General features: G+C 61.5%; 17 protein-coding genes. All 17 read left to right on the top strand.

What is annotated here, in order from left to right; all coding sequences use genetic code 11:
* Positions 1 to 107 precede the first annotated feature (107 nt).
* The 17 genes from ACA072_RS11100 (at position 108) to ACA072_RS11020 (ending at position 18,907) form a co-directional block, all read left to right on the top strand.
* The gene (locus ACA072_RS11100) at positions 108 to 1,460 is read left to right on the top strand and encodes a UDP-glucose dehydrogenase family protein (RefSeq protein WP_497624329.1); all 1,353 of its coding nucleotides are present in this window, start codon (positions 108 to 110) and stop codon (positions 1,458 to 1,460) included.
* Positions 1,457 to 2,515 (top strand): NAD-dependent epimerase, encoded by a 1,059-nt coding sequence (locus ACA072_RS11095; RefSeq protein ID WP_497624328.1) that lies wholly within the window; start codon positions 1,457 to 1,459, stop codon positions 2,513 to 2,515. The genes ACA072_RS11100 and ACA072_RS11095 overlap by 4 nt, the downstream gene beginning before the upstream one ends.
* A complete protein-coding gene (locus ACA072_RS11090) occupies positions 2,512 to 3,258 on the top strand; it encodes a sugar transferase (protein WP_497624327.1) in 747 nt (248 codons plus the stop codon). Before ACA072_RS11095 ends, ACA072_RS11090 begins: the two co-directional genes overlap by 4 nt.
* A complete protein-coding gene (locus ACA072_RS11085) occupies positions 3,259 to 3,906 on the top strand; it encodes a CpsD/CapB family tyrosine-protein kinase (RefSeq protein WP_497624326.1) in 648 nt (215 codons plus the stop codon).
* A 22-nt stretch (positions 3,907 to 3,928) separates the two neighbouring features.
* On the top strand, positions 3,929 to 4,954 hold the full coding sequence (locus tag ACA072_RS11080; RefSeq protein ID WP_497624325.1) for a polysaccharide biosynthesis/export family protein: 1,026 nt from the start codon (positions 3,929 to 3,931) through the stop codon (positions 4,952 to 4,954).
* 17 nt (positions 4,955 to 4,971) lie between these two features.
* The gene (locus ACA072_RS11075) at positions 4,972 to 6,564 is read left to right on the top strand and encodes a GumC family protein (protein WP_497624324.1); all 1,593 of its coding nucleotides are present in this window, start codon (positions 4,972 to 4,974) and stop codon (positions 6,562 to 6,564) included.
* Entirely contained in the window at positions 6,561 to 7,649 is a 1,089-nt protein-coding gene (locus ACA072_RS11070; protein ID WP_497624323.1) for a glycosyltransferase family 4 protein, read from the top strand. The genes ACA072_RS11075 and ACA072_RS11070 overlap by 4 nt, the downstream gene beginning before the upstream one ends.
* The gene (locus ACA072_RS11065; RefSeq protein WP_497624322.1) at positions 7,646 to 9,013 is read left to right on the top strand and encodes an O-antigen ligase family protein; all 1,368 of its coding nucleotides are present in this window, start codon (positions 7,646 to 7,648) and stop codon (positions 9,011 to 9,013) included. The genes ACA072_RS11070 and ACA072_RS11065 overlap by 4 nt, the downstream gene beginning before the upstream one ends.
* Positions 9,010 to 9,978: a glycosyltransferase family 2 protein gene (locus tag ACA072_RS11060; protein ID WP_497624321.1), complete on the top strand. Its 969-nt coding sequence runs from the start codon at positions 9,010 to 9,012 to the stop codon at positions 9,976 to 9,978. The genes ACA072_RS11065 and ACA072_RS11060 overlap by 4 nt, the downstream gene beginning before the upstream one ends.
* Positions 9,971 to 11,107 (top strand): glycosyltransferase, encoded by a 1,137-nt coding sequence (locus tag ACA072_RS11055; protein WP_497624320.1) that lies wholly within the window; start codon positions 9,971 to 9,973, stop codon positions 11,105 to 11,107. Before ACA072_RS11060 ends, ACA072_RS11055 begins: the two co-directional genes overlap by 8 nt.
* 12 nt (positions 11,108 to 11,119) lie before the next feature.
* Positions 11,120 to 12,121 carry a polysaccharide deacetylase family protein gene (locus ACA072_RS11050; RefSeq protein WP_497624319.1) on the top strand — a complete coding sequence of 334 codons (1,002 nt, stop codon included), beginning with the start codon at positions 11,120 to 11,122 and terminating at the stop codon, positions 12,119 to 12,121.
* Positions 12,118 to 13,422: a lipopolysaccharide biosynthesis protein gene (locus ACA072_RS11045; protein ID WP_497624318.1), complete on the top strand. Its 1,305-nt coding sequence runs from the start codon at positions 12,118 to 12,120 to the stop codon at positions 13,420 to 13,422. Before ACA072_RS11050 ends, ACA072_RS11045 begins: the two co-directional genes overlap by 4 nt.
* Complete coding sequence (locus tag ACA072_RS11040) at positions 13,419 to 15,338, top strand: hypothetical protein (protein WP_497624317.1); 1,920 nt, start codon at positions 13,419 to 13,421, stop codon at positions 15,336 to 15,338. Before ACA072_RS11045 ends, ACA072_RS11040 begins: the two co-directional genes overlap by 4 nt.
* 86 nt (positions 15,339 to 15,424) lie before the next feature.
* Complete coding sequence (locus tag ACA072_RS11035) at positions 15,425 to 16,114, top strand: N-acetyltransferase (RefSeq protein ID WP_497624316.1); 690 nt, start codon at positions 15,425 to 15,427, stop codon at positions 16,112 to 16,114.
* A 4-nt stretch (positions 16,115 to 16,118) separates the two neighbouring features.
* Complete coding sequence (locus tag ACA072_RS11030) at positions 16,119 to 17,336, top strand: GNAT family N-acetyltransferase (protein ID WP_497624315.1); 1,218 nt, start codon at positions 16,119 to 16,121, stop codon at positions 17,334 to 17,336.
* Entirely contained in the window at positions 17,308 to 18,099 is a 792-nt protein-coding gene (locus ACA072_RS11025) for a ChbG/HpnK family deacetylase (RefSeq protein WP_497624314.1), read from the top strand. The genes ACA072_RS11030 and ACA072_RS11025 overlap by 29 nt, the downstream gene beginning before the upstream one ends.
* A 115-nt stretch (positions 18,100 to 18,214) precedes the next feature.
* Complete coding sequence (locus ACA072_RS11020; RefSeq protein ID WP_497624313.1) at positions 18,215 to 18,907, top strand: GNAT family N-acetyltransferase; 693 nt, start codon at positions 18,215 to 18,217, stop codon at positions 18,905 to 18,907.
* Positions 18,908 to 19,028: the final 121 nt, after the last annotated feature.

The raw sequence follows: 19,028 nt of genomic DNA, 5'->3' as shown, positions 1-19,028 counted from the left end.
TAGCCACTTAACATGTCATTTTGCTGACACGTTTTCCCAACGCTGGGCTATACCCCTTTTGACAGTCTTATTTAAGTTCTTTCAACCGTCTTACGAGGCACGCCAATATGGACGTGAGCGTATTTGGTACGGGCTACGTCGGCCTGATACAAGCAGCGGCACTGGCCGATGTCGGACATCGTGTCTTATGTGTCGACATCGATCCGAACAAGATCAAGCAACTGCAACAGGCCGTGCCGCCGATCAGCGAACCGGGGTTATCCGGCACGCTGGAAGAGAACATCAAGGCCGGTCGTTTGCTGTTCACGACCCAGGCCAGCGATGCGGTCGAACACGCCGAACTGATTTTCATCGCCGTCGGCACGCCCGCCGATGAAGACGGTTCCGCCGACCTCAGCCACGTGCTGAATGTGGCCCGCCAGATCGCCAGTTACATGGAGGCCGATCGCACCCTGATCATCAAATCCACCGTGCCGGTCGGTACCGCAGACCAGGTGGCCGCCGCCGCCAACGAAGAACTGCTTCGTCGTGGCAAGAGCGCCCTGAATGTGCGGGTGGTCTCCAACCCCGAATTTCTCAAGGAAGGCAGCGCCCTCGCCGATTGCATGCGCCCGGACCGGATCATCGTCGGCACCGACGACGAGGAAGCCCGCGGCCAGCTGAGCGAGCTCTACGCACCGTTCTGCCGCAACCATGAAAAGATCATGTTCATGGACAACCGCAGCGCCGAGTTGACCAAATACGCGGCCAACGCGATGCTCGCCACGCGCATCAGTTTCATGAACGAACTGGCCAACCTCACCGAACTGCTGGGGGCTGACATCGAAGCGGTGCGCAAAGGCATCGGTTCCGACCCGCGCATCGGTTATCACTTCATCTACCCGGGTTGCGGCTTCGGTGGCTCGTGCTTCCCCAAGGATCTGCGCGCCCTGCTGCACACTGCCGAACACAACGGCATGCCATTGCGCCTGCTGCGCAGTGTCACCGACGTCAACGACAGCCAGCGCCACATCCTCTTCAGCAAACTGAAAGCGCAATTCCCCAACGGTCTGGCCGGCAAATCCATCGCGATCTGGGGCCTGGCGTTCAAGCCCAACACCGATGACATGCGCGAAGCACCCAGCCGTTACCTGATGGAAGCGCTGTGGGCCGAAGGCGCGAGCGTGCAGGCTTATGACCCGGAAGCCATGTCCGAATGCCGGCGCATTTACGGCTACCGCAATAACCTGCACCTGTGCGCCACCCGCGACGACACCCTGGAAGATGCCGACGCACTGGTGATCTGCACCGAGTGGAAGAATTTCCGCGTAGTCGACTTTGACTTGCTGGCGAGCAAACTGCGTTCGCGGGTGATCGTCGACGGTCGCAACCTCTACAACCCGGAACAGGTCGCGGCGGCCGGCTTGCACTACAGCGGCATTGGCCTGCGGCACATCGTTCCCGAGGCGCCGCGGCCATGAAGATTCTCGTCACCGGAGCGGCCGGTTTCATTGGTGCCCATTGCGTGTTGCGGCTGATCCGCGACGGGCACCAAGTGTTCGGCCTCGACAACTTCAACGATTACTACGACCCGCAACTCAAACACGACCGCGTGGATTGGGTGCAGGAGCAGGTTGGCGCTTTCCAGCTCGCGACGGTTGACCTGGCCGACGGTCCGGCCATCGAGGCCCTGTTCGTCCGTGAACAACCCGAGGTGGTGATTCACCTCGCGGCCCAGGCCGGGGTGCGTTACTCGCTGGAAAATCCTCGGGCTTACCTCGACAGCAATTTGAGCGGGTTCCTCAACATCCTCGAAAGCTGCCGCAACCACCCGGTCAAACACCTGATCTACGCCTCGTCCAGTTCGGTGTACGGCGCCAACCAGCACACGCCGTACTCGGTGAAGGATGGCGTCAACCACCCGCTGTCGCTGTACGCCGCGACCAAGAAAGCCAACGAGCTGATGGCCCACAGCTACAGCCACCTGTTCGGCATTCCCTGCACCGGCCTGCGTTTTTTCACCGTGTACGGGCCTTGGGGTCGGCCGGACATGTCGCCGATCCAGTTTGCCCGGGCGATTGCCGAAGGGCAGCCGCTGAAGTTGTTCAACTACGGCGAACACCAGCGCGATTTCACCTACATCGACGACATCATCGAAAGCATCGCGCGCCTGATCGAGCGTCCACCGCACGCCAACACCGAATGGGACCGTGAACAACCGGACCCGGCCAGCAGCATGGCGCCGTGGCGGATCTTCAACATCGGCGGCCAGCACCCGGTGGAGCTCAAGGATTACCTGGCGCTGCTGGAAAAACACCTTGGACAAAAAGCCCTCGTCGAGTTGCTGCCGCTGCAGCCGGGCGACGTGCTCAACACCTGCGCCGATGCCAGCGACCTGGCTCGGGCTACCGGATTTCAGCCTTGTATCGAGCTGGATGAGGGACTCGGGCGCTTCATCGCCTGGTTCCGTGATTACTACCCACTGCCTATCGCCCACGCGCCGCTAGCGGCTGAACTTCAGCGGAGGATTCTATGACTGGACATGAAAAAACGGTGCCCCTGCAACAGATGCGCCGAGACAAGCGCCTGGACCCGGAGCACCGAATGCGCCTCGACACCGCGATCCATATGCAGGGTCGTGGCTGGATGACCGGCCGTGACGGCGGTCGGCCGTGGACGCTGTCGCGCACCAACCGCGTGGTCGCCTGCTTTGGTGCGCTGGTGATTCTGCTGCTGATCTCGCCCATCCTGCTGGGCCTGGCACTGGCGATCAAATTCAGCAGCCCGGGACCGGTGATGTTCGTGCAAAAACGCACGGGCTACCGCGGTCGCAAGTTCGGCATGTACAAGTTCCGCACCATGGTGGCCAACGCCGAGGAGCTCAAGGAGTCCCTGCGTCACCTGAACAAGCATGGCGCGGACGCGATCGATTTCAAGATCGACAAGGACCCGCGTATCACCGGCATCGGCGGTTTCCTGCGGCGCAGCAGCCTGGATGAGCTGCCGAACCTGTTCAATGTGGTGATGGGCGACATGCGCCTGGTGGGCCCGCGCCCAACCTCGTTCAACGCCTACCGCTACAAGGACAACCACCTTGCACGCCTGAGCATCTACCCCGGCATGACCGGCCTGTGGCAGATCTCCGGGCGCAGCAATATCGACTTCGACCAGCGCGTTGAGTTGGACCTCAGCTATATCGCCGAGCAGAGCCTGTTGCTTGATCTGAAGATCCTGTTGAAAACCCCCTTCAAAGTATTCAGCGGCCACGGAGCGAGTTAAATGGACGGTTCATCAGCCAAAAGCCTAAGCATTGCCAACCCGAGCGAGTCCAACCTGACTTCGACCGTGCTCGATCAAGATCTGCGGATCCTATTTCTGACCGCCGCCAACCCCGGCGCAGGTACAACCACCAGTGCCCTGGCACTGGCCAGCCAACTGGCGCAAATGAGCAGCGGCGAGGTGCTGCTGGTCGATGCGAGCCAGTCGGCGACCAACCTCACGCAGCAGATGGGGCTGACCAAGGAGCGCGGTTTTCGCGACCTGCTGTTCAACACCCAGAACCCGCCTCTGCTGCAGGACTGCGTGGTGAACGTGTCCAGCCTGCCCTTCCACATCCTGCCCAACGGCCGGTTTGTGCGCGGCACCGAACACCTGACACCCGAACGCCTGGGCCCGTTGCTCGATCAGCTCGGCAGTCAGTATCGCTTTGTGGTGATCGACGGTGACGCGGTGTATTCCGCCGCCGACACCATGATCATCAGCACCCAGGTGGACGGCGTGATCATGGTCGTACGCTCCGAAGACACGCGCTGGGAAGTGGCCCAGGCGGCGGTTCAGCGCCTGACCCAGGCCGGCGCGAAACTGGTCGGTAGCGTGTTCAACCGACGCAAGTACTACATGCCGAAGTGGCTCTACAAAAACCTGTAAGCAATCGCCAAAGGATGACGACATGAACGCCAAAATGCTTGTCCTGCTGTTGCTGCCGCTTGCAGGTTGCTCCAGCACTTCCGAAACCCAGACCATGCCGGTGAATATCCTCACGGCCTCACCGGCCAACGCCCAGGCCACCGACATGCCCAAGATCGAACAGACCTTGCGGCCACAGGATGTGCTGGACGTGATCTTCCACATCAGCACCAGCGGCTCGGACGCCTACCGCATCCAGTCCGGTGACCAGATCGGCCTGAACTTCACCGCCGCCAGCCAGCTCAACGGCAATCAACTGGTGCTGCCCGACGGCACCATTGAACTGCCGGGCGCCAACACCTCGGTGAAAATCGCCGGGCTGACGTCCGAACAGGCACGTGAGGAAATCCAGCGTGCCTACCAGCGCAAACAGCTGTTCCAGCCTAACCGCAACCAGCTGGCCGTGCAGGTCATCAGCCCGCTGAGCAACGAGTCGAACCTCAAGAGTGCCCTGAACCACCCCGCGACCGGCATGAGCCGGGAGATCACCGTGGGCACCGACGGCTACGCCAGCTTCCCGGAAATCGGCGCCGTGCCGCTGCAAGGCATGACCGTCAATCAACTGGAAACCTTCCTCAATCAACGCTACGCGAAGCTGCCGGGGCGGATGACCGTCGACGTGCTGCTGAAGTCCACGGCGGGTAACGAAATCTATGTGCTGGGCGAAGTGGGCCAACCGGGTTCCTACCCGATCCGCCGGCCGGTCTCGGTGCTTGAAGCGCTGACCCTGGCCCGAGGCTCCAACGTCAAGGCGCGGCTCGATTCGGTGATGATCATGCGCCGCAACGGTAACCAGGTGCAGGCCGTGCGCTACGACGTCGAAAAGGCGTTGGCCGGCGATGCGTCGCAGATTGCGTACCTGCAACCGGACGACATGCTCTATGTGCCCAAGACCAAACTGGCCAGCGCCGGTGAGCTCGCGCGGCAACTGGCAGACGTGGTGTTGTTCCAGGGCGTGGGCTTCAGCTTCGGCTACCGCGTCGACAACAAAGACAGTGACAGCAACTAACTCTCAGGTGACCGACCATGAATCCAAAGGAAAACTACCTGCACGAGTTCTTCAGGATTTTTTTCGCCAACAAGCAGTTGGTGAAACGAGTCTTCCTGATCTTTGCAGTGATCGCCCTGGTCTTGCCGCTGATGCTCAAGCAGAGCTTCGATATCACCGCCCAGGTGATCGTGCAATCCAAAAAACTCTCACAGGGAGACGCCACCACATCCCTCAATCAGGAGAACGCCTCGTTCATTCCACCGTCCCTGGCGGACATGGAAACCGAGAGCAATATCCTGCGCTCACCAGCCTTGATCCGGCAGACCATCAGCGAGTTGCGCGACAAGGGTGAGTACACGCCCACCCCTGGCGTCTTCAACAAACTGGTGACCCAGCCGTTCAAGCAGTACGTGACCACGCCGCTGCGCGAATACGTGATCAACCCGATGAAAGACGCGTTGGGCCTGGAAACCGATCCGGTGCGCGACACGGTGCTGGATGCACTGACTCAACAGGCAATGGACAGTCTGAAAATCGAGACCCTGCCAGGCTCCAACGTGATCTCCATCATCTACAGCTTTGACAATCCGACCCAAGGCACCAATTTTGTCGCCGCCTTGCTGCAGAACTACCTGACCAGCCGTCAGGAACTGCAATCCATCGACTTGCCACAATCGTTCTACGAAACCAAAAAGAAGCAGTACCAGGTTCGACTCGATGGCCTGGAAGGCACTCGGCTGGCCTTGCTTGAAGAGGTCGGCTCGTCCGATCCAAAGGAAGAAATCACCTTCCGCCTCAACGCCATCAACACCGAGGAGCAAGCGCTCAACCTGTACCGCGACCGCCTGTTGCAAAGCCAACGCTGGCTTGATTACCTGAAAACCAGCCTGGCCGCTGCCAGCAACTCCAAACTCAACGACTACACCTTCCCCTACACCTTCACCACCACCGTAGATAACGTGGCGTTTGAAGATCGCGAAATCAAACAGATGGGTGAGGCCCTGACCACTCAGGTCAGCCGCTACATGAACGACCTCGCGATCTTCCAGCCAAGCAGCGAACCGATGTTGCTGACCCGCGAGCAAATCGCCCGCACCCGTCAGCAGTTTCTGAAAGTGGTCAGCAACCGGATTCAGGAGCGCACCACCGACCTGGCCGTTGTCAGCTCAGTGATCAACCAGAAAACCGCGCGCATTGCCGAGTTCAAGGAACGCATCCACCAGTTGCAGAAAACCCAGAGCAAGCTGCGGCAGATGGACACCGAGATCAACGGCTTGCACGCGGCGTTCGCGACTTACGCCCAGCGCTTCGCCGAAAGCAGCACCTCTCGCTCGCTGGACAACGACCTGTCCAACGCACGGGTACTCAGCCCGCCGTATGAGCCGACCGAAGCCGCGTTCCCGAAACCGATGCTGATCATTCCGTTCGGCTTGTTCACCGGTCTCTTGCTGGCGATTGCCCTGGTCTACGTGCGTGAGTTCTTCGATCACCGTTTCAAACACCCAGCGCAAATCACCCACGAACTGGGCTTGCCGGTGCTGTTGGTGATCAACGATCAAAACGTGGAACCGACCAATCCACACAGCAACTGGTCCGTACCTGGCCTGGTGCATTGGGTGCGCAATTGAACGCGCCGCTCATCCCTTCCCTGCCGATCATTCATTTGCTCAGCAGCGGCGGCTTCTACGGGGCTGAGCGGATGCTGCTGGACCATTGCCTGGCGACGCCGGGGCAGCACCAGGTGCTGTTTCTCGATGCGCCGCCAGAGTTGATCGCGCGGTTTCGCCAGGCGGGGGTCGACTGCCGGGGTTGCGCGGGGCTGGGGGAATTGCTGGCGCATTTGCGCCAGCGCCGGGCGGAACGGCCGTTGATCAATACGCACAATTTCAAGGGCCTGTTGTTTGGCTGGGTGGGCGCAACGCTGTTGCGCCTGCCGCTGGTGATTACGCAGCACGGTTTCACACCGCGCAGTCGCAAGCAGAAGTTCTACACCTGGCTGAGCCTGCAACTGTGCCGCACTGCGTCGGTTAATCGCGTGGTCTGCGTCGCAGAAAGCATCGCCGTGCTGTGCCGTGAGGCCAGCGTCAGGGCGGAAAAGCTGCAAGTGATCCCCAATGGTTTACCGGCGGCTACCGGACTGCCGCCGCACAACGTGGACCGCCAGCGTTGGCTGGCGGGTTACGTCGGGCGGTTGAGCAGTGAAAAAGGCCCGGACTTTTTTCTCGATGCGCTGATTCCACTCTGCCGGCAACATCCGCAACTGGACGCCGTGATGCTCGGCGACGGCCCGGAACGGGAGACGCTGCTGGCGCGCATCAACGAAGCCGGTTTGCAAGACCGCATCACCCTGCCCGGTTACCAGACCGACATGAGTGTGTGGTGGCGACAACTCGATGCGCTGGTGATCAGCTCGCGCACCGAAGGCACACCGATGATTCTGCTCGAAGCGATGCAAGCCGGCGTGCCGGTGGTGGCGTTTGGTGTTGGCGGGATTCCCGATGTGCTGCAAGACCGGCACAACGGCCTGCTGGCGACACCCGCCGACAGCGTTGCCCTCGCCCGCCAGATCGGTTCGTTACTGAATGAACCGGCCATGGCTCGCGAACTGATCGACAACGCAAAACGTACGCAATTGGACCGTTACGACCTCAAGGCCCTGGCCGAACGCTGGTCGCAACTTTATCTCCGTACTGCACGGGAGGCACGCGCGTGATCTTTCCGCTCTCGATCGTCAGTTTGTTCGGCCTGGTCTGCCTTGGTTTGCTGGCCAGCCCTTATCCGTTTCTGGCGCCGGGGGCGGTGCTGGGCCTGGTCGGTGTCGCGCTGCTTTACCGAAAACCCACCTGGGGTTTGCTCGGGATTGCGGCGCTGGTGCCGTTCGAAGGTTTCTTCAAGGACAGTTCGTTGTCGGGCACCAAGTTCCTCGGCGCGTCACTGGCCGTGATCCTGATGCTGCAACTGGCCATCCACCAGATTCCCTCCGAACGCCTGCGCAGCAACATCTGGCGCTACCTGATCTGGTTCATGGTCTTGTACCTGCTGAGCGTGATCAACACCGACAACATGGGGATGTCGATGGGGCATCTGCGGGAGCTGAGTGTCGGCCTGGTGCTGTTTGTGATCACCCTGCTGATCGGCCGCGAGATGAACATGAACCTGTTCGCCAAAATGGTCACTATCAGTGTCACGGCGACCTGCGTGCTGGCGATGTTCTCCAGTAAATATCAGGACCAGGGTCGCGCTGCCGGCCTGCTGGAAGACCCGAACGCCTTTGCCATGCTGATCGCCTTCGCCGTGCCACTCGCTTTGCTGCTGGTGGTGCGCAGCCCGCACTTCCTGCATCGGGTGTTCTGGGTCGCTTGCTGCATTTTGCTGCTGGGCGGCATGACCAAGACCGAATCCCGTTCGGGGCTGGTGGTGCTGTTCCTCAGCCTGATGATCGGCGTCTGGCACTACCGCCTCGAGCTCAAACGCATCCGTCCACGGCATCTGGGGTTTGCCATGCTGGGCCTGGTGATCGTGATTCCGCTGGCCCTTTATGCGATGCCGAAGGGGTACATCGAGCGCATTCAGTCCTTGAGCATTTTGAGCGCCGGCGCCAAGAGCCAGGACCAATCCCTCGGCCGTCGCGCCTCGTACATTGTGGTCGGCGGCGAGATGATCCGCGAGAACCCGCTACTGGGCACCGGGCCCGGCACATTCCCGCTGCACTACGCCACCACCGGTTACGCCAAGGCGTTTTCGGCCAACCGCAAAATCGGTGACCTGTACCGTCGCGCCCACAACACCTACCTGGAAATCTTCAGTGAACTGGGGATTCCCGCCGGCCTGTTGTTCGTCGGCATGCTTGGCCTCGGCTTGTACAACCTGGTCTGCGCCCGTCGTGCATGGATACAGCGAAGCAACCGCGAGCAAGCGGATCTGCTGACGCACCTGAGCATGAGTTTCCTGTCGCTGGCCCTGTTCCTGATGTTCCTCAGTGCACCCAACCAGAAGTACGTGTGGATCATGCTCGCCCTGACCAGCGTGCTGCGTTTGAAAGCCGAACAAAGCCCACTCGCGGAGGCCAAGGCATGAGCCGCATCAGTATTGTCATCCCGATGTACAACGAAGCCCACCACATCGCCCGGACACTGCTGGCTGCGCAACGCGCCGCCATCGCCGCCGGGCTGGAATGTGAGCTGATCGTCGCCGACAACGGCTCCGAGGATCAGGGCCCACACATTGCCCGGCAAATGGGCGCGCAAGTGCTGGTGCTGCCGGGCTTGCTGATCGGCGCCCTGCGCAATCGCGGTGCCGCGGTCGCCACCGGCGAATGGCTGGCCTTCATCGACGCTGATGTCGAGATGCCTGAGGACTGGCTCACGTTGTTGCTGAAAATAGAGCCCGCGGTTCAAGTCGACGTCCTTGGGTTGGACCTGCACACCCCGGCCGAAGCCCCGTGGTATGCCAACGCCTGGCAACGCCGCACCTTGCGCCCGAACGACGAGACAGTGCAAACGGTGCGCTGGCTGCCCAGTTCCAACCTGTTGATGCGCCGCCCCTGGTTCGACAAGGTTGGTGGCTTTGATGAAAACCTGCGCACCGGCGAGGACAAGGATTTCACCATGCGCCTGTCTCACGCAGGCGCCCGCCTGCTGTCGGTCAACCAGACCGTCGCGCTGCATTGGGGGTATGAGTGCAGTTGGCGTGAATGGATGGGCAAGGAATTCTGGCGTCAGGGCAGCCATCTGCAGCTCCTGCGCAGCCACGGGATGAGTCTGCGGTTGCTGCGCTTCCCGTTGATGTCACTCGCCGCCTGGTTCCTGGATTTCCTGGCGATCTCCGCCCTGCTCGATGGCTTCCCTCATCATGCGGCGCTGATGTTGCTCCTCACCAGCATTCCAGCGCTCGCCTTGAGCATGCGCCAGACCTTCAAACACCGCGATCTGCTGTTGACCTTACAACTCTGGGGCCTGCACTGGTTGCGTCTGCACCTGGCCGGCGCCGCGTTCATCCTCAGTCTGTGTCATTGGAAAGCCAGGAGGCCTGCCCGTGGCTGAATTCATTTTCTGGTTGTGCCTGTTGTTGCCGGTCTACGCCTACCTGGGTTATCCGCTGCTGCTGACGTTACTGGCGCCATTGTTTGCGGCGCGGCGTCATGCAGCGCCGGAGCCGATGAACATCAGCATCGTGATTGCCGCGCACAACGAAGCGCGGCACATCGAACACAAGCTGCGCACCCTGCTCGCTCAGGATTACCAGCCAGCCTCGCTGCAGATCATTCTGGCCAGCGACGGTTCGACCGATGACACCGTGGCCTGTGCGCGCAAGGTCATCGACCCGCGCATCACTATTCTCGACCTGCCCCGCCAGGGGAAGGCCGCGACCCTGAATGCCGGCGTTGCGTTGAGCACCTGCGATATTCTGGTGTTCACCGATGCCGACAACCAATGGTCCCGCGACACCCTCGGCCACCTGCTTGCGCCCCTGTGCGATCCACAGGTCGGCGCTTGCGCCGGGCACATGGTGATCCCGGTCACCGGCGGTGGCCTGAGCATCGGCGACAGCCTCTATCGGCATTACGAAGGCTGGCTGCGCCGCGTGGAAAACCGCACCGGCTGCATGGTCTCCGCCGACGGCGCCCTGCTCGCCCTGCGCCGCGAGTTGTTCCAGGACGTGCCGGCCGAGGTCAACGATGACTTCTTCATCAGCACCTGCGCGCCGGTGGCGTTCAAACGCATTGTCTATGTGCCCGAGGCGCAGGTGATCGACCACGGCGTCGATGAAGCGGACAAACAATTCCGTCGTCGGCAGAGGGTCACCGTCGGGGGGCTGCAAAGCCTGGCCCAGCGCAGCGAGCTGCTCAATCCGCTGAAACATGGCCTGTATTCGATTGCGCTGATCAGCCACAAACTGATCCGCCGACTGGCGCCGATCCTGTTGCTGCCGCTGCTGCTGAGCAATTTCTGGCTGTGGGAAGAACACGGTTTCTATCGCCTGAGCCTGGTCGCGCAACTGCTCGGTTACGCCGTGGCCATCGCCGGCCTGCTGGATTCGCAACACCGGTTGCCCAAACCCTTCCGCCTCGCCGCGTTCCTTCTGGTGACCCTCGCCGGGATGAGTATCGGTCTGTGGCAGTTCCTGCGGGGGCAGCGGTACGCCCAGTGGAACCCTGAGCAAAACCGTTGAAAGGACTGAGCCATGGCGATCAAACAATTATTAAAACGTACCAGTGGCTGGCTTTATCTCAACTCCCCGGTGGGTCGCAATCAGCTGCAAGGCGCCGGTGTGATCCTGATGCTGCACCGGGTGCTGGCCAACGACCACGCCGCCGACCTGCCGCACCGCAATGAGCTGTGTGTCGGGCCGAAAGCCTTCGAACACTTGCTGGTGTGGCTGAAAAAACACTTCGACTGCGTGTCGTTGATGGACATCTTGCAACCCGGCAAGGTGAGATCGGATCGGCCGAAAATCACCCTGACCTTCGACGACGGCTGGCGCGACAATGCGCTGAATGCCTTCCCGCTGCTGCAAAAATACCAGGTGCCGGCGAGCATTTTTCTCTCCACCGATTTCATCGGCAGCCGCCAGCGGTTCTGGTGGGAAAGCATCGGTGAAACCCTCTGGGGCAGCCACGGTGAACGGGCCCGGATGCAATTGATCGACTGCCTGAAAGAGGTTGGTCGGCCATTGCCGGTGCCCTTCGATGAACTGGATATGGAACGTCGCAGCCTGGCCTTGCTGCATTTTCTGCAAAGCCTGAAAACCCTCAGCCCAGCTGAGCTGAATCGCCTGACCGATGAGTGCCCGGACGAGTCATTGCCCCAGGCGCTGGACTGGCATCAGGTGCGCATGCTGGAAGCCTCGGGGCTGGTGCGTTTCGGCCCGCACGGCGCCAGCCATTCGATCCTCACCGGGCTCGACGATCAGCGTTTGCATGAAGAACTGAGCCGCAGCCGCGATGCCTTGCACAATGGCTGCAACCGGCCGCTGCCGGTCTACTGCTACCCCAACGGCGACAACGATGCGCGGGTGCGCGAGCACGTGGCCGACCATGATTTCCCGTTCGCCCTTGGCACGGGCACCGGGATTTATCGTGGCGGTGATGATCCCTTGAACCTGCCACGCTTCGGCGTCAGTCAACGGGTGGCGCGTAATCCGCAGCTGCTTTCGTGGCGCCTGTACCGCGGGGCACGCGCATGAGCCGTAGCCATTACCTGAAGCATCTGGCCCTGAGCATGGGCACCAAACTGGCGATGATCGGTTTGCGGCTGATGCGCAACGTGTTGCTCGCCCGGATCCTCGGCCCGAGCGAACGGGGCTTGTTTGCCCTGCTCAGCACCCTGCCCGACCTGATCAGCGCCGCCACCAGCGGCGGGCTGAATTCGGCGGTGGGGTTTCAGGCGGCCAAGCAACGGCCCATGGGGTTGCTGCTGAGTCAGGTGCTGGTGTTCGGTTGCCTGCTGGCGGGTCTCTTGACCTTGCTGGTGGTCGCCCTGGTGCGCGAGTTCGGCAACGAACTCGACATCACCACGCAATTGGGCCTGCTCGCCTGGCTGTTGCTGCTGGCGGTGCCGTTGACGGTACTCAAGAGCGGACTGCTGACGTTGCATAACGCCTCCGGCGGCGTGGTGGCGTTCAATGCGTTGCGCCTGGTGGAATCCCTGGCGCCGCTGCTGCTGTTTCTCGCCTTGTTCTGGATGTGGAAAGACTCGGCACTGGAAGCGGCGCTGATCAGTTGGCTGGCAGGCATCAGCCTGGTGGTGCTGGCGGGCTGGTTCTGGCTCAAACGTGCTCAGCCCCTGAAATTGCAATGGGACCGCGCCAGTCAGAATGAGCTGCTGCGCTACAGCGCCCGCAGCCATCCCGACCTGCTGTTCCAGCAAGTGATCCTGCGCTCCGATTACCTGTTCATCGGCGCCCTGCTCGGCAGCACCGCGCTCGGTCATTACGCCATGGCCAGCGCCGCCGCCGAGTTGCTGCTGATCGTCCCGGAAGCGGTGACCACACCGTTGATGAAACGCCTGCTGCAACAGGAAGAAGGCATCGACAAGGTTACGCCGCTGGCCCTGCGCCTGACCGCCACGGTGATGCTCGGCGCCTGCATAACCATGGCCGTGATCGGCGAATGGCTGATCGTGACGCTGTTCGGCGTGGCCTATCAGCCCGCTTATCCCGCGTTGTTGGCGCTGCTGCCGGGCCTGTTGGGCCTGTGCTACGCGAGCATCCTGCGCCTGGACCTGCTGGGCAAGAACCGTCCCGGCACGATCTCGCTGTTGATGGGCCTGGGTGCGTTGCTGAACCTGGCGCTGAACCTGGTGTTGATTCCGGCGTACGGGATTGTCGGCGCGGCGGCGGCATCGTCCATCGCCTACGTCGCTGTGACCCTCGCGCTGCTGGTGATGTACTGCCGGTTGAGCGGCGTGCCGGTCTGGCAAACCCTGATCATCCTGCCCAGCGATGTAGCGCCGATGCTGCACATGCTGCAACGGAAGTCGGCATGAAACGCCTGGCGCTGCTGTTGATCCTGGGCCTCGCGCTGAGTGCCCAGGCAGCGCCCATGCGTTGGGCCGATATTCGCGACGGCAGCCTCTACCTGCAAGCGGATCGCCCCGATACCCTGACCATTCGCTGGGCGCCGGCGTGGCAGGCGGATGCCAACGAAGAACGCCTGTACCTGCTCGATGGCCAGGGCAAACTTCAGGGCGAGCGCCTGATCGCCGCCAGTGAATCACGCGGCAGTCAGAGCTGGCCGTTGGCGCCGAGTGCCTCAAGCTATCAGCTGGAAATTCCGGGCTACAGCTTCCGTCGCTACCGGGTGGAACACGACGAGCGCACGATGGCGCTGTTTGCCCCGGCCAAGGTGCATTTCAGCGCCGAAACCCACAACGGCGATGAGCTGTACTTCAAGGTGGCGCCGGGTGAACACGCGGTGCTGGCCGGCAAGTTCCACGGCGGTGTCAGCGCCCTGCAAGCGCAACGCGTGGGTGACGGCAAACAAGTGGCGCTGGCGCTGAAACCGTATCGCGGCTATTGGCAGTTCGACAAGGTCGAGTTGCCAATAGCCACCGAGCCACAGGTCTGGCGCCTGCGCCTGCAGGGCAGCGGCAAAGTGGCGTTCTGGCTCGACGGCACCGCGAACCTGTTCGCCCAGAACCCGCAACAGCTCAAACCCCTGCGCGAGGACGATGGCCAGGTCCGGCTGACGTTGCACAACAAGATGCTGGGGCCGACACCGAACCTCGGCATCGCCCTGCCCTACGTCAAGGTGCCGGAATCGAGTTATGCCGTACTCGATGCGCTCAAGCCACAGGCGGGGACTTATTACAGTTTCGTCGACATCACGGCGAAGAACCCGCATTACGAAGATGATTTCCGTCGGCTGTATCAGGACCGCTTCGGCATCACCCAGGACATCACGCTGTTGGCCGGGAGCCAACGCCAGGCGGACTTGCGCGCCGACGCCATGAGCAACGCCGGGCTCGACGCCTGGCTCGTCGCGACCCGTGCCCTCGGAGGCAAAGGCACGCACTACATCGGTTTTGCCGACGAGCCAAACCTCAACTACCCGGACTACGCCCACTACCAAAGCATCTTCAACAGCATGGCCCGGCAAGTGCGCAGCAACCCTGCCAACGCCAAGGCCGGCGTACGCATCGCGATGCCCGCCAGTTCACGGCTGATCAACGGCCCGTTTGCCGATAACGCCGCCGACAAACGCGGCATCGATTGGGCCAAACGCTTGCTGGCCGAATCCGGCGAGAACATCGATGCCCTGGCCTGGCACGAATGGATGATTCGCGACCTGCTGGCGACACGGGTCTACCGTGACAGCGTGCGCCGTGCTGCCGACCTGGTCGGCCTCGACGCCCAGGGCCGGCCGCGCAAAGCCTTGCTGCTGGACCAGACCAACATGTCCAGCGGTTCCAGCCTCAGTCCTTACGATCAGGAAACCCACTTCGCCTCGTTGTGGTGGGCGTCGGTCGTCATCAACTCGTCCCAGGACGGTTTGTTGGAGATGCTGAGCTGGTTCCAGGCCGCCGACGAACCGAACTACCCCAAAGGCATGTTGCGCGTGTTTGGCGACGATCGCTTCGAGCTCAAGCCCGTCGGCCTGGCCCACCAGTTCATCCGCCAGAACTGGCTGCACGACGTGATGCTCCTCGATAACGACGCCTTCGAGGTCGACGCGCTGGCCATGGCCGAGGACCAGAAACGCGGCCTTTTGGGCGTCAATAAAGCCACGCGCTTGCAGCGTGTGTCCCTGACCGGAGTCCAGTGTCCGCTGGTCAACGGTTCACTCCGCTACTTCGGCGCCGACAACCGAGCCCGCGACGCACCATTCAATTGCCAGGACGGTCGCGTCAGCTTCGAGCTGCCAGGACGGACCCTGTTCAATCTCAGCTGGAGCGCCTCATGAATTGCCAACTATTGCATTGCGACCCCGGCCATTGGCCGCACCTCGCATCACTCCACTTACGGCCCAGACCGTCAGGAGTCAATAACATGAGCGTTTTGCAGAAACTAATCCGACACATACGACAAAAAGGCTGGCGTGCCACCCTCATTAAAATCTGGAAGCACTACGTGTTTTCCCACCAGGAACTGTTGTGGATGGAACGCGATCTGGTCAGCCCGGTGCCGCCGTACAAACTCAGGCCTTACCCGCCGCTGCAAGTGGTCGCCATCACCCCGGAGAACGCCGTGGCCTTCACCCGTTACTTCGGTGACCGCGTGGACACCATGGCCGAGCTGGCCCGCGAAGGTTACACCGGGCAGATGCACCTGGACGACAAGGGCGACGCAGTGGCTTTCATCTGGGGCGCCGCACGCAACTATTACGACAAGCACTATTACGGCTGCTGGTTCCCGGTGAAAGAAGGCGAATTCTTCGAATTCGGCGGCGAACTGACCCGCGCGTACTGGGGCACCGCGCTGTCGATGGACCTGCAGACGGAATTGTGGAAAGCCATGTTGGCCCAAGGCTGCCACACGGTGGTGGATGTCTGTGAGTCCCACAATGTCCCTGCTCTCAAGCTACATATACGCACCGGATACCAGGAACAACGGCGGATCATGAACGTCTACGAGCTGTTTGGCCGCTGGCGCTTCTACCGCGAAACCCATTACAGCGGCTCACGCCTGGATGCCTTGCGCAAACCGGCACGTGAATCCGCCACAGCAGCGGTGACCTGACCCTATGGCAGCACGATTCGAATGGCGCACTTCGCTGTGCGCCGCTGACTTCCCGGAAACGGCATATGAAGCGTTGCGTCTGCGCGTGACGGACCACACGCCGTTCAACACCCTGGCCTGGATGCGCGCGTCCGAACAGGCACTGACCACCGGGCAACGCTTGCATGTGTTGCTCGGCTGGCAGGGTCATGAGCTGGTCTTGTGTTTGCCGTTGGTGGCCTCTGTCGAACGTTTCGCCAGGCTGCCGTTTCGCGTGCTGCATCACCTTGGCTATCCCCTCGCCGACCGCCTCGCGCTCCTCGCAAAAACGGACTCGGAGAATATCCGCAAGGCACTGATCGAGATCCGTCGACAGCTGCCCCATGCCCTGCTGCAACTCAACGAATTGTCGGAACCGGTCGGCGAAGAAAGCGCGCTGACCGAGTGGATGACCCACAGCTCGACCGGTGAACGACGCCTCAGCTGTCGGGTGCCAGTGCACGTGATCAGCGACGCGGATCACCAGGAAGTCTCGGGGGACCCACGCTACAAACTGCGTCGCGCACGCAAACGCATTGCCGCGTGTGGCGCTGTCGTTCGGCGGATCACCCCCGATGCGTCGACCATGGGTCCGTTGTTGCAGGCTATCAGTGAAGTCGAAGCGGTCAGCTGGAAAGGCGATGAAGGCGTCGGGATATTCGCCGACGAACGCCACCGACAATGGATGGACCGTGCCTTCACCGCCCTCGCCGAACAAGGGCTGGTGCGGGTCGTGGTGCTGGAACTGGACGGGCGCTGCATCAGCTACCGCCTCGGGCTGCTGGAACAAGGCCGGCTGTACGATTACAACCTGGCGTTCCTGCCGCAGTACGCCGATCTGGGCAGCGGTCGGGTGCTGCTTGAAGAGTGGATTCGCTGGGGACTGGACGAACACTGGCGCTGGATCGACGCCTCGCGGGTGAGCCTCGACAACTCCAGCCATCAACTGCACGAACGCATGACCGGTCAACTGGAACACTGGCGCTGGAGTTTCTATTCCTGGCGCCCCAGCGGCCTGGCGTTGGGCCTGGCCTTGAGACTTTGGCAACGGCTCAAACCCTTGTTGCAGAAACGGCGAGTCAAACGCGCGGCAGCGGCAGTTGCTGCCAAACCGGAACCCGTCGCCACGGTGGTCAAAGCGGCGGTGCCAACCGACACAGACAGGGAGATCGACCATGCCTCGCCAAGTCATAGTCAACGCTGACGATTTCGGTCTCAGCCCGTGCGAAAACGCGGTGATCCTCGGTGCTTTCCAGGCCGGGGTGATCAGCTCCGCCACGGCCATGGCCAATATGCCGGCATTCGAAGCAGCGTGCGTCATGGCCCGGCATCCGTTGCTCAAGGACCGGATCGGCCTGCACTTCAACCTGACGTACGGGCGTCCGTTGAGTTCTTCGATTCTGGGTCGATCGAACTTCTGCGACAGCAATGGTGTATTCGATCTCAACCTGGCCCGCCACCGCCTGTGGCTGAGTCGCCGGGACCGCGACGCGGTGTTGGAGGAGCTCAAGGCGCAATGGCAACGCTGCGTGGACAACGGCGTTCGGCCCAGCCACATCGATTCCCATCAACACGTCCACAACATCTGGCCCATCGGTGAGATCGTCGCCCGCTTCGCCGCCAGTCAAGGTGTGCCGGTGCGCCTTGCACGCAATCTGGGGCAGAACCTGAGTTTGCCCAAGCGTGTGTTCAAGACCTTGCTCAATAATCGTTTGCAAAGTTTGGCGGGTGTGACCGCCGATTATGTGTGTACGCCGGTGGACCTGCGCAATGAGGCAATGCCGACCGACGGCTTGCTGGAAATCGTGGCTCATCCGACTCAGTTGGGCGCGGATTTCGGCGATGCCTACTTGCAGACGGAAGAGTCGCTAACCCTTGTTCTAGAGCGGCGCCTTCAGGGTGTGCCGCGGGTTTCCTATGGCGCTGCAAACAGCCATTTGGTGACAGGTGAAACCGCGCTCGAATGAGTTACATACGTTGCAACATATTCCGAGCCGGCGCTTTGACATGAACTTTCAAGCTTGATCTATACACAACAAAAGCGTTTCCACCCACACCCTGGCTTTGGCTAAGGAGAGCGTCATGAGCATCATCGAAAAGCTTCGCGAACGCATAAAACAAAAGGGCTTGAGCCGTACGTTCAACACGCTGTGGAAACGCTACGTGTTCTTCCACTGGGAGCTTTTATGGATGGAACGCGACTTGGTCAGCCCGGTGCAGCCGCACAAACTGCGTCCCTATTCGGGACTGCGCATGGTGAACATCACCCCGGAAAACGCCAGCGCTTTCGGCAAGCATTTTGGTGACCGCGTCCAGACCATGGCCGAACTCGCCACCGAGGGTCACACCGGGCACATGTATCTGGACGAAGAAGGCCACGCTGTTGCGTTCATCTGGGGCAGCATCCGCGACTACCACGACCGTCACTATTACGGCTGCTGGTTCCCGGTCAAACCGGGTGAGTTCTTCGAGTTCGGCGGCGAAATGACCCGCCCCTACTTCGGCACCAGCCTGTCGGTGGATGCTCAGGTAGCCCTCTGGGCGGCAATGGCGGCCCAGGGCTGCCACAAGGTGGTGGACGTCTGCGAAACCCACAACATCCCGGCGCTGAAGCTGCACATCCGCATGGGTTATCACGAACAAGGTCGCGTCACCCACGTCTACGGCCTGTTCGGCCGCTGGCGCTTCTACCGCGAAACCCGCTACTCCGGCTCAAGGCTTGATCCGCTGCGCAAACCGGGACGGCCGGTGGTGACGGGGGCGGCGAACGCCTGATTACTGGACCAGAGACCGAGTCGCGGCCATCGCGGGCAAGCCCGCTCCCACAATAGATCTTCAGCGCACACAGATTTTGTGTTCGACTGGAATCAAATGTGGGAGCGGGCTTGCTCGCGAA

Source organism: Pseudomonas sp. LBUM1656, from assembly GCF_059716065.1.
This window is presented reverse-complemented; position numbering and strand designations above follow the sequence as displayed.

Excerpts from the sequence above, each read along its gene's own strand:
- ACA072_RS11020 (WP_497624313.1), top strand. The coding sequence starts at position 18,215 with ATGAGCATCATCGAAAAGCTTCGCGAACGCATAAAACAAAAGGGCTTG.
- ACA072_RS11085 (WP_497624326.1), top strand. The coding sequence starts at position 3,259 with ATGGACGGTTCATCAGCCAAAAGCCTAAGCATTGCCAACCCGAGCGAG.
- ACA072_RS11035 (WP_497624316.1), top strand. The coding sequence starts at position 15,425 with ATGAGCGTTTTGCAGAAACTAATCCGACACATACGACAAAAAGGCTGG.
- ACA072_RS11095 (WP_497624328.1), top strand. The coding sequence starts at position 1,457 with ATGAAGATTCTCGTCACCGGAGCGGCCGGTTTCATTGGTGCCCATTGC.
- ACA072_RS11025 (WP_497624314.1), top strand. The coding sequence starts at position 17,308 with ATGCCTCGCCAAGTCATAGTCAACGCTGACGATTTCGGTCTCAGCCCG.
- ACA072_RS11050 (WP_497624319.1), top strand. The coding sequence starts at position 11,120 with ATGGCGATCAAACAATTATTAAAACGTACCAGTGGCTGGCTTTATCTC.
- ACA072_RS11075 (WP_497624324.1), top strand. The coding sequence starts at position 4,972 with ATGAATCCAAAGGAAAACTACCTGCACGAGTTCTTCAGGATTTTTTTC.
- ACA072_RS11040 (WP_497624317.1), top strand. The coding sequence starts at position 13,419 with ATGAAACGCCTGGCGCTGCTGTTGATCCTGGGCCTCGCGCTGAGTGCC.
- ACA072_RS11045 (WP_497624318.1), top strand. The coding sequence starts at position 12,118 with ATGAGCCGTAGCCATTACCTGAAGCATCTGGCCCTGAGCATGGGCACC.
- ACA072_RS11060 (WP_497624321.1), top strand. The coding sequence starts at position 9,010 with ATGAGCCGCATCAGTATTGTCATCCCGATGTACAACGAAGCCCACCAC.
- ACA072_RS11080 (WP_497624325.1), top strand. The coding sequence starts at position 3,929 with ATGAACGCCAAAATGCTTGTCCTGCTGTTGCTGCCGCTTGCAGGTTGC.
- ACA072_RS11100 (WP_497624329.1), top strand. The coding sequence starts at position 108 with ATGGACGTGAGCGTATTTGGTACGGGCTACGTCGGCCTGATACAAGCA.
- ACA072_RS11030 (WP_497624315.1), top strand. The coding sequence starts at position 16,119 with ATGGCAGCACGATTCGAATGGCGCACTTCGCTGTGCGCCGCTGACTTC.
- ACA072_RS11090 (WP_497624327.1), top strand. The coding sequence starts at position 2,512 with ATGACTGGACATGAAAAAACGGTGCCCCTGCAACAGATGCGCCGAGAC.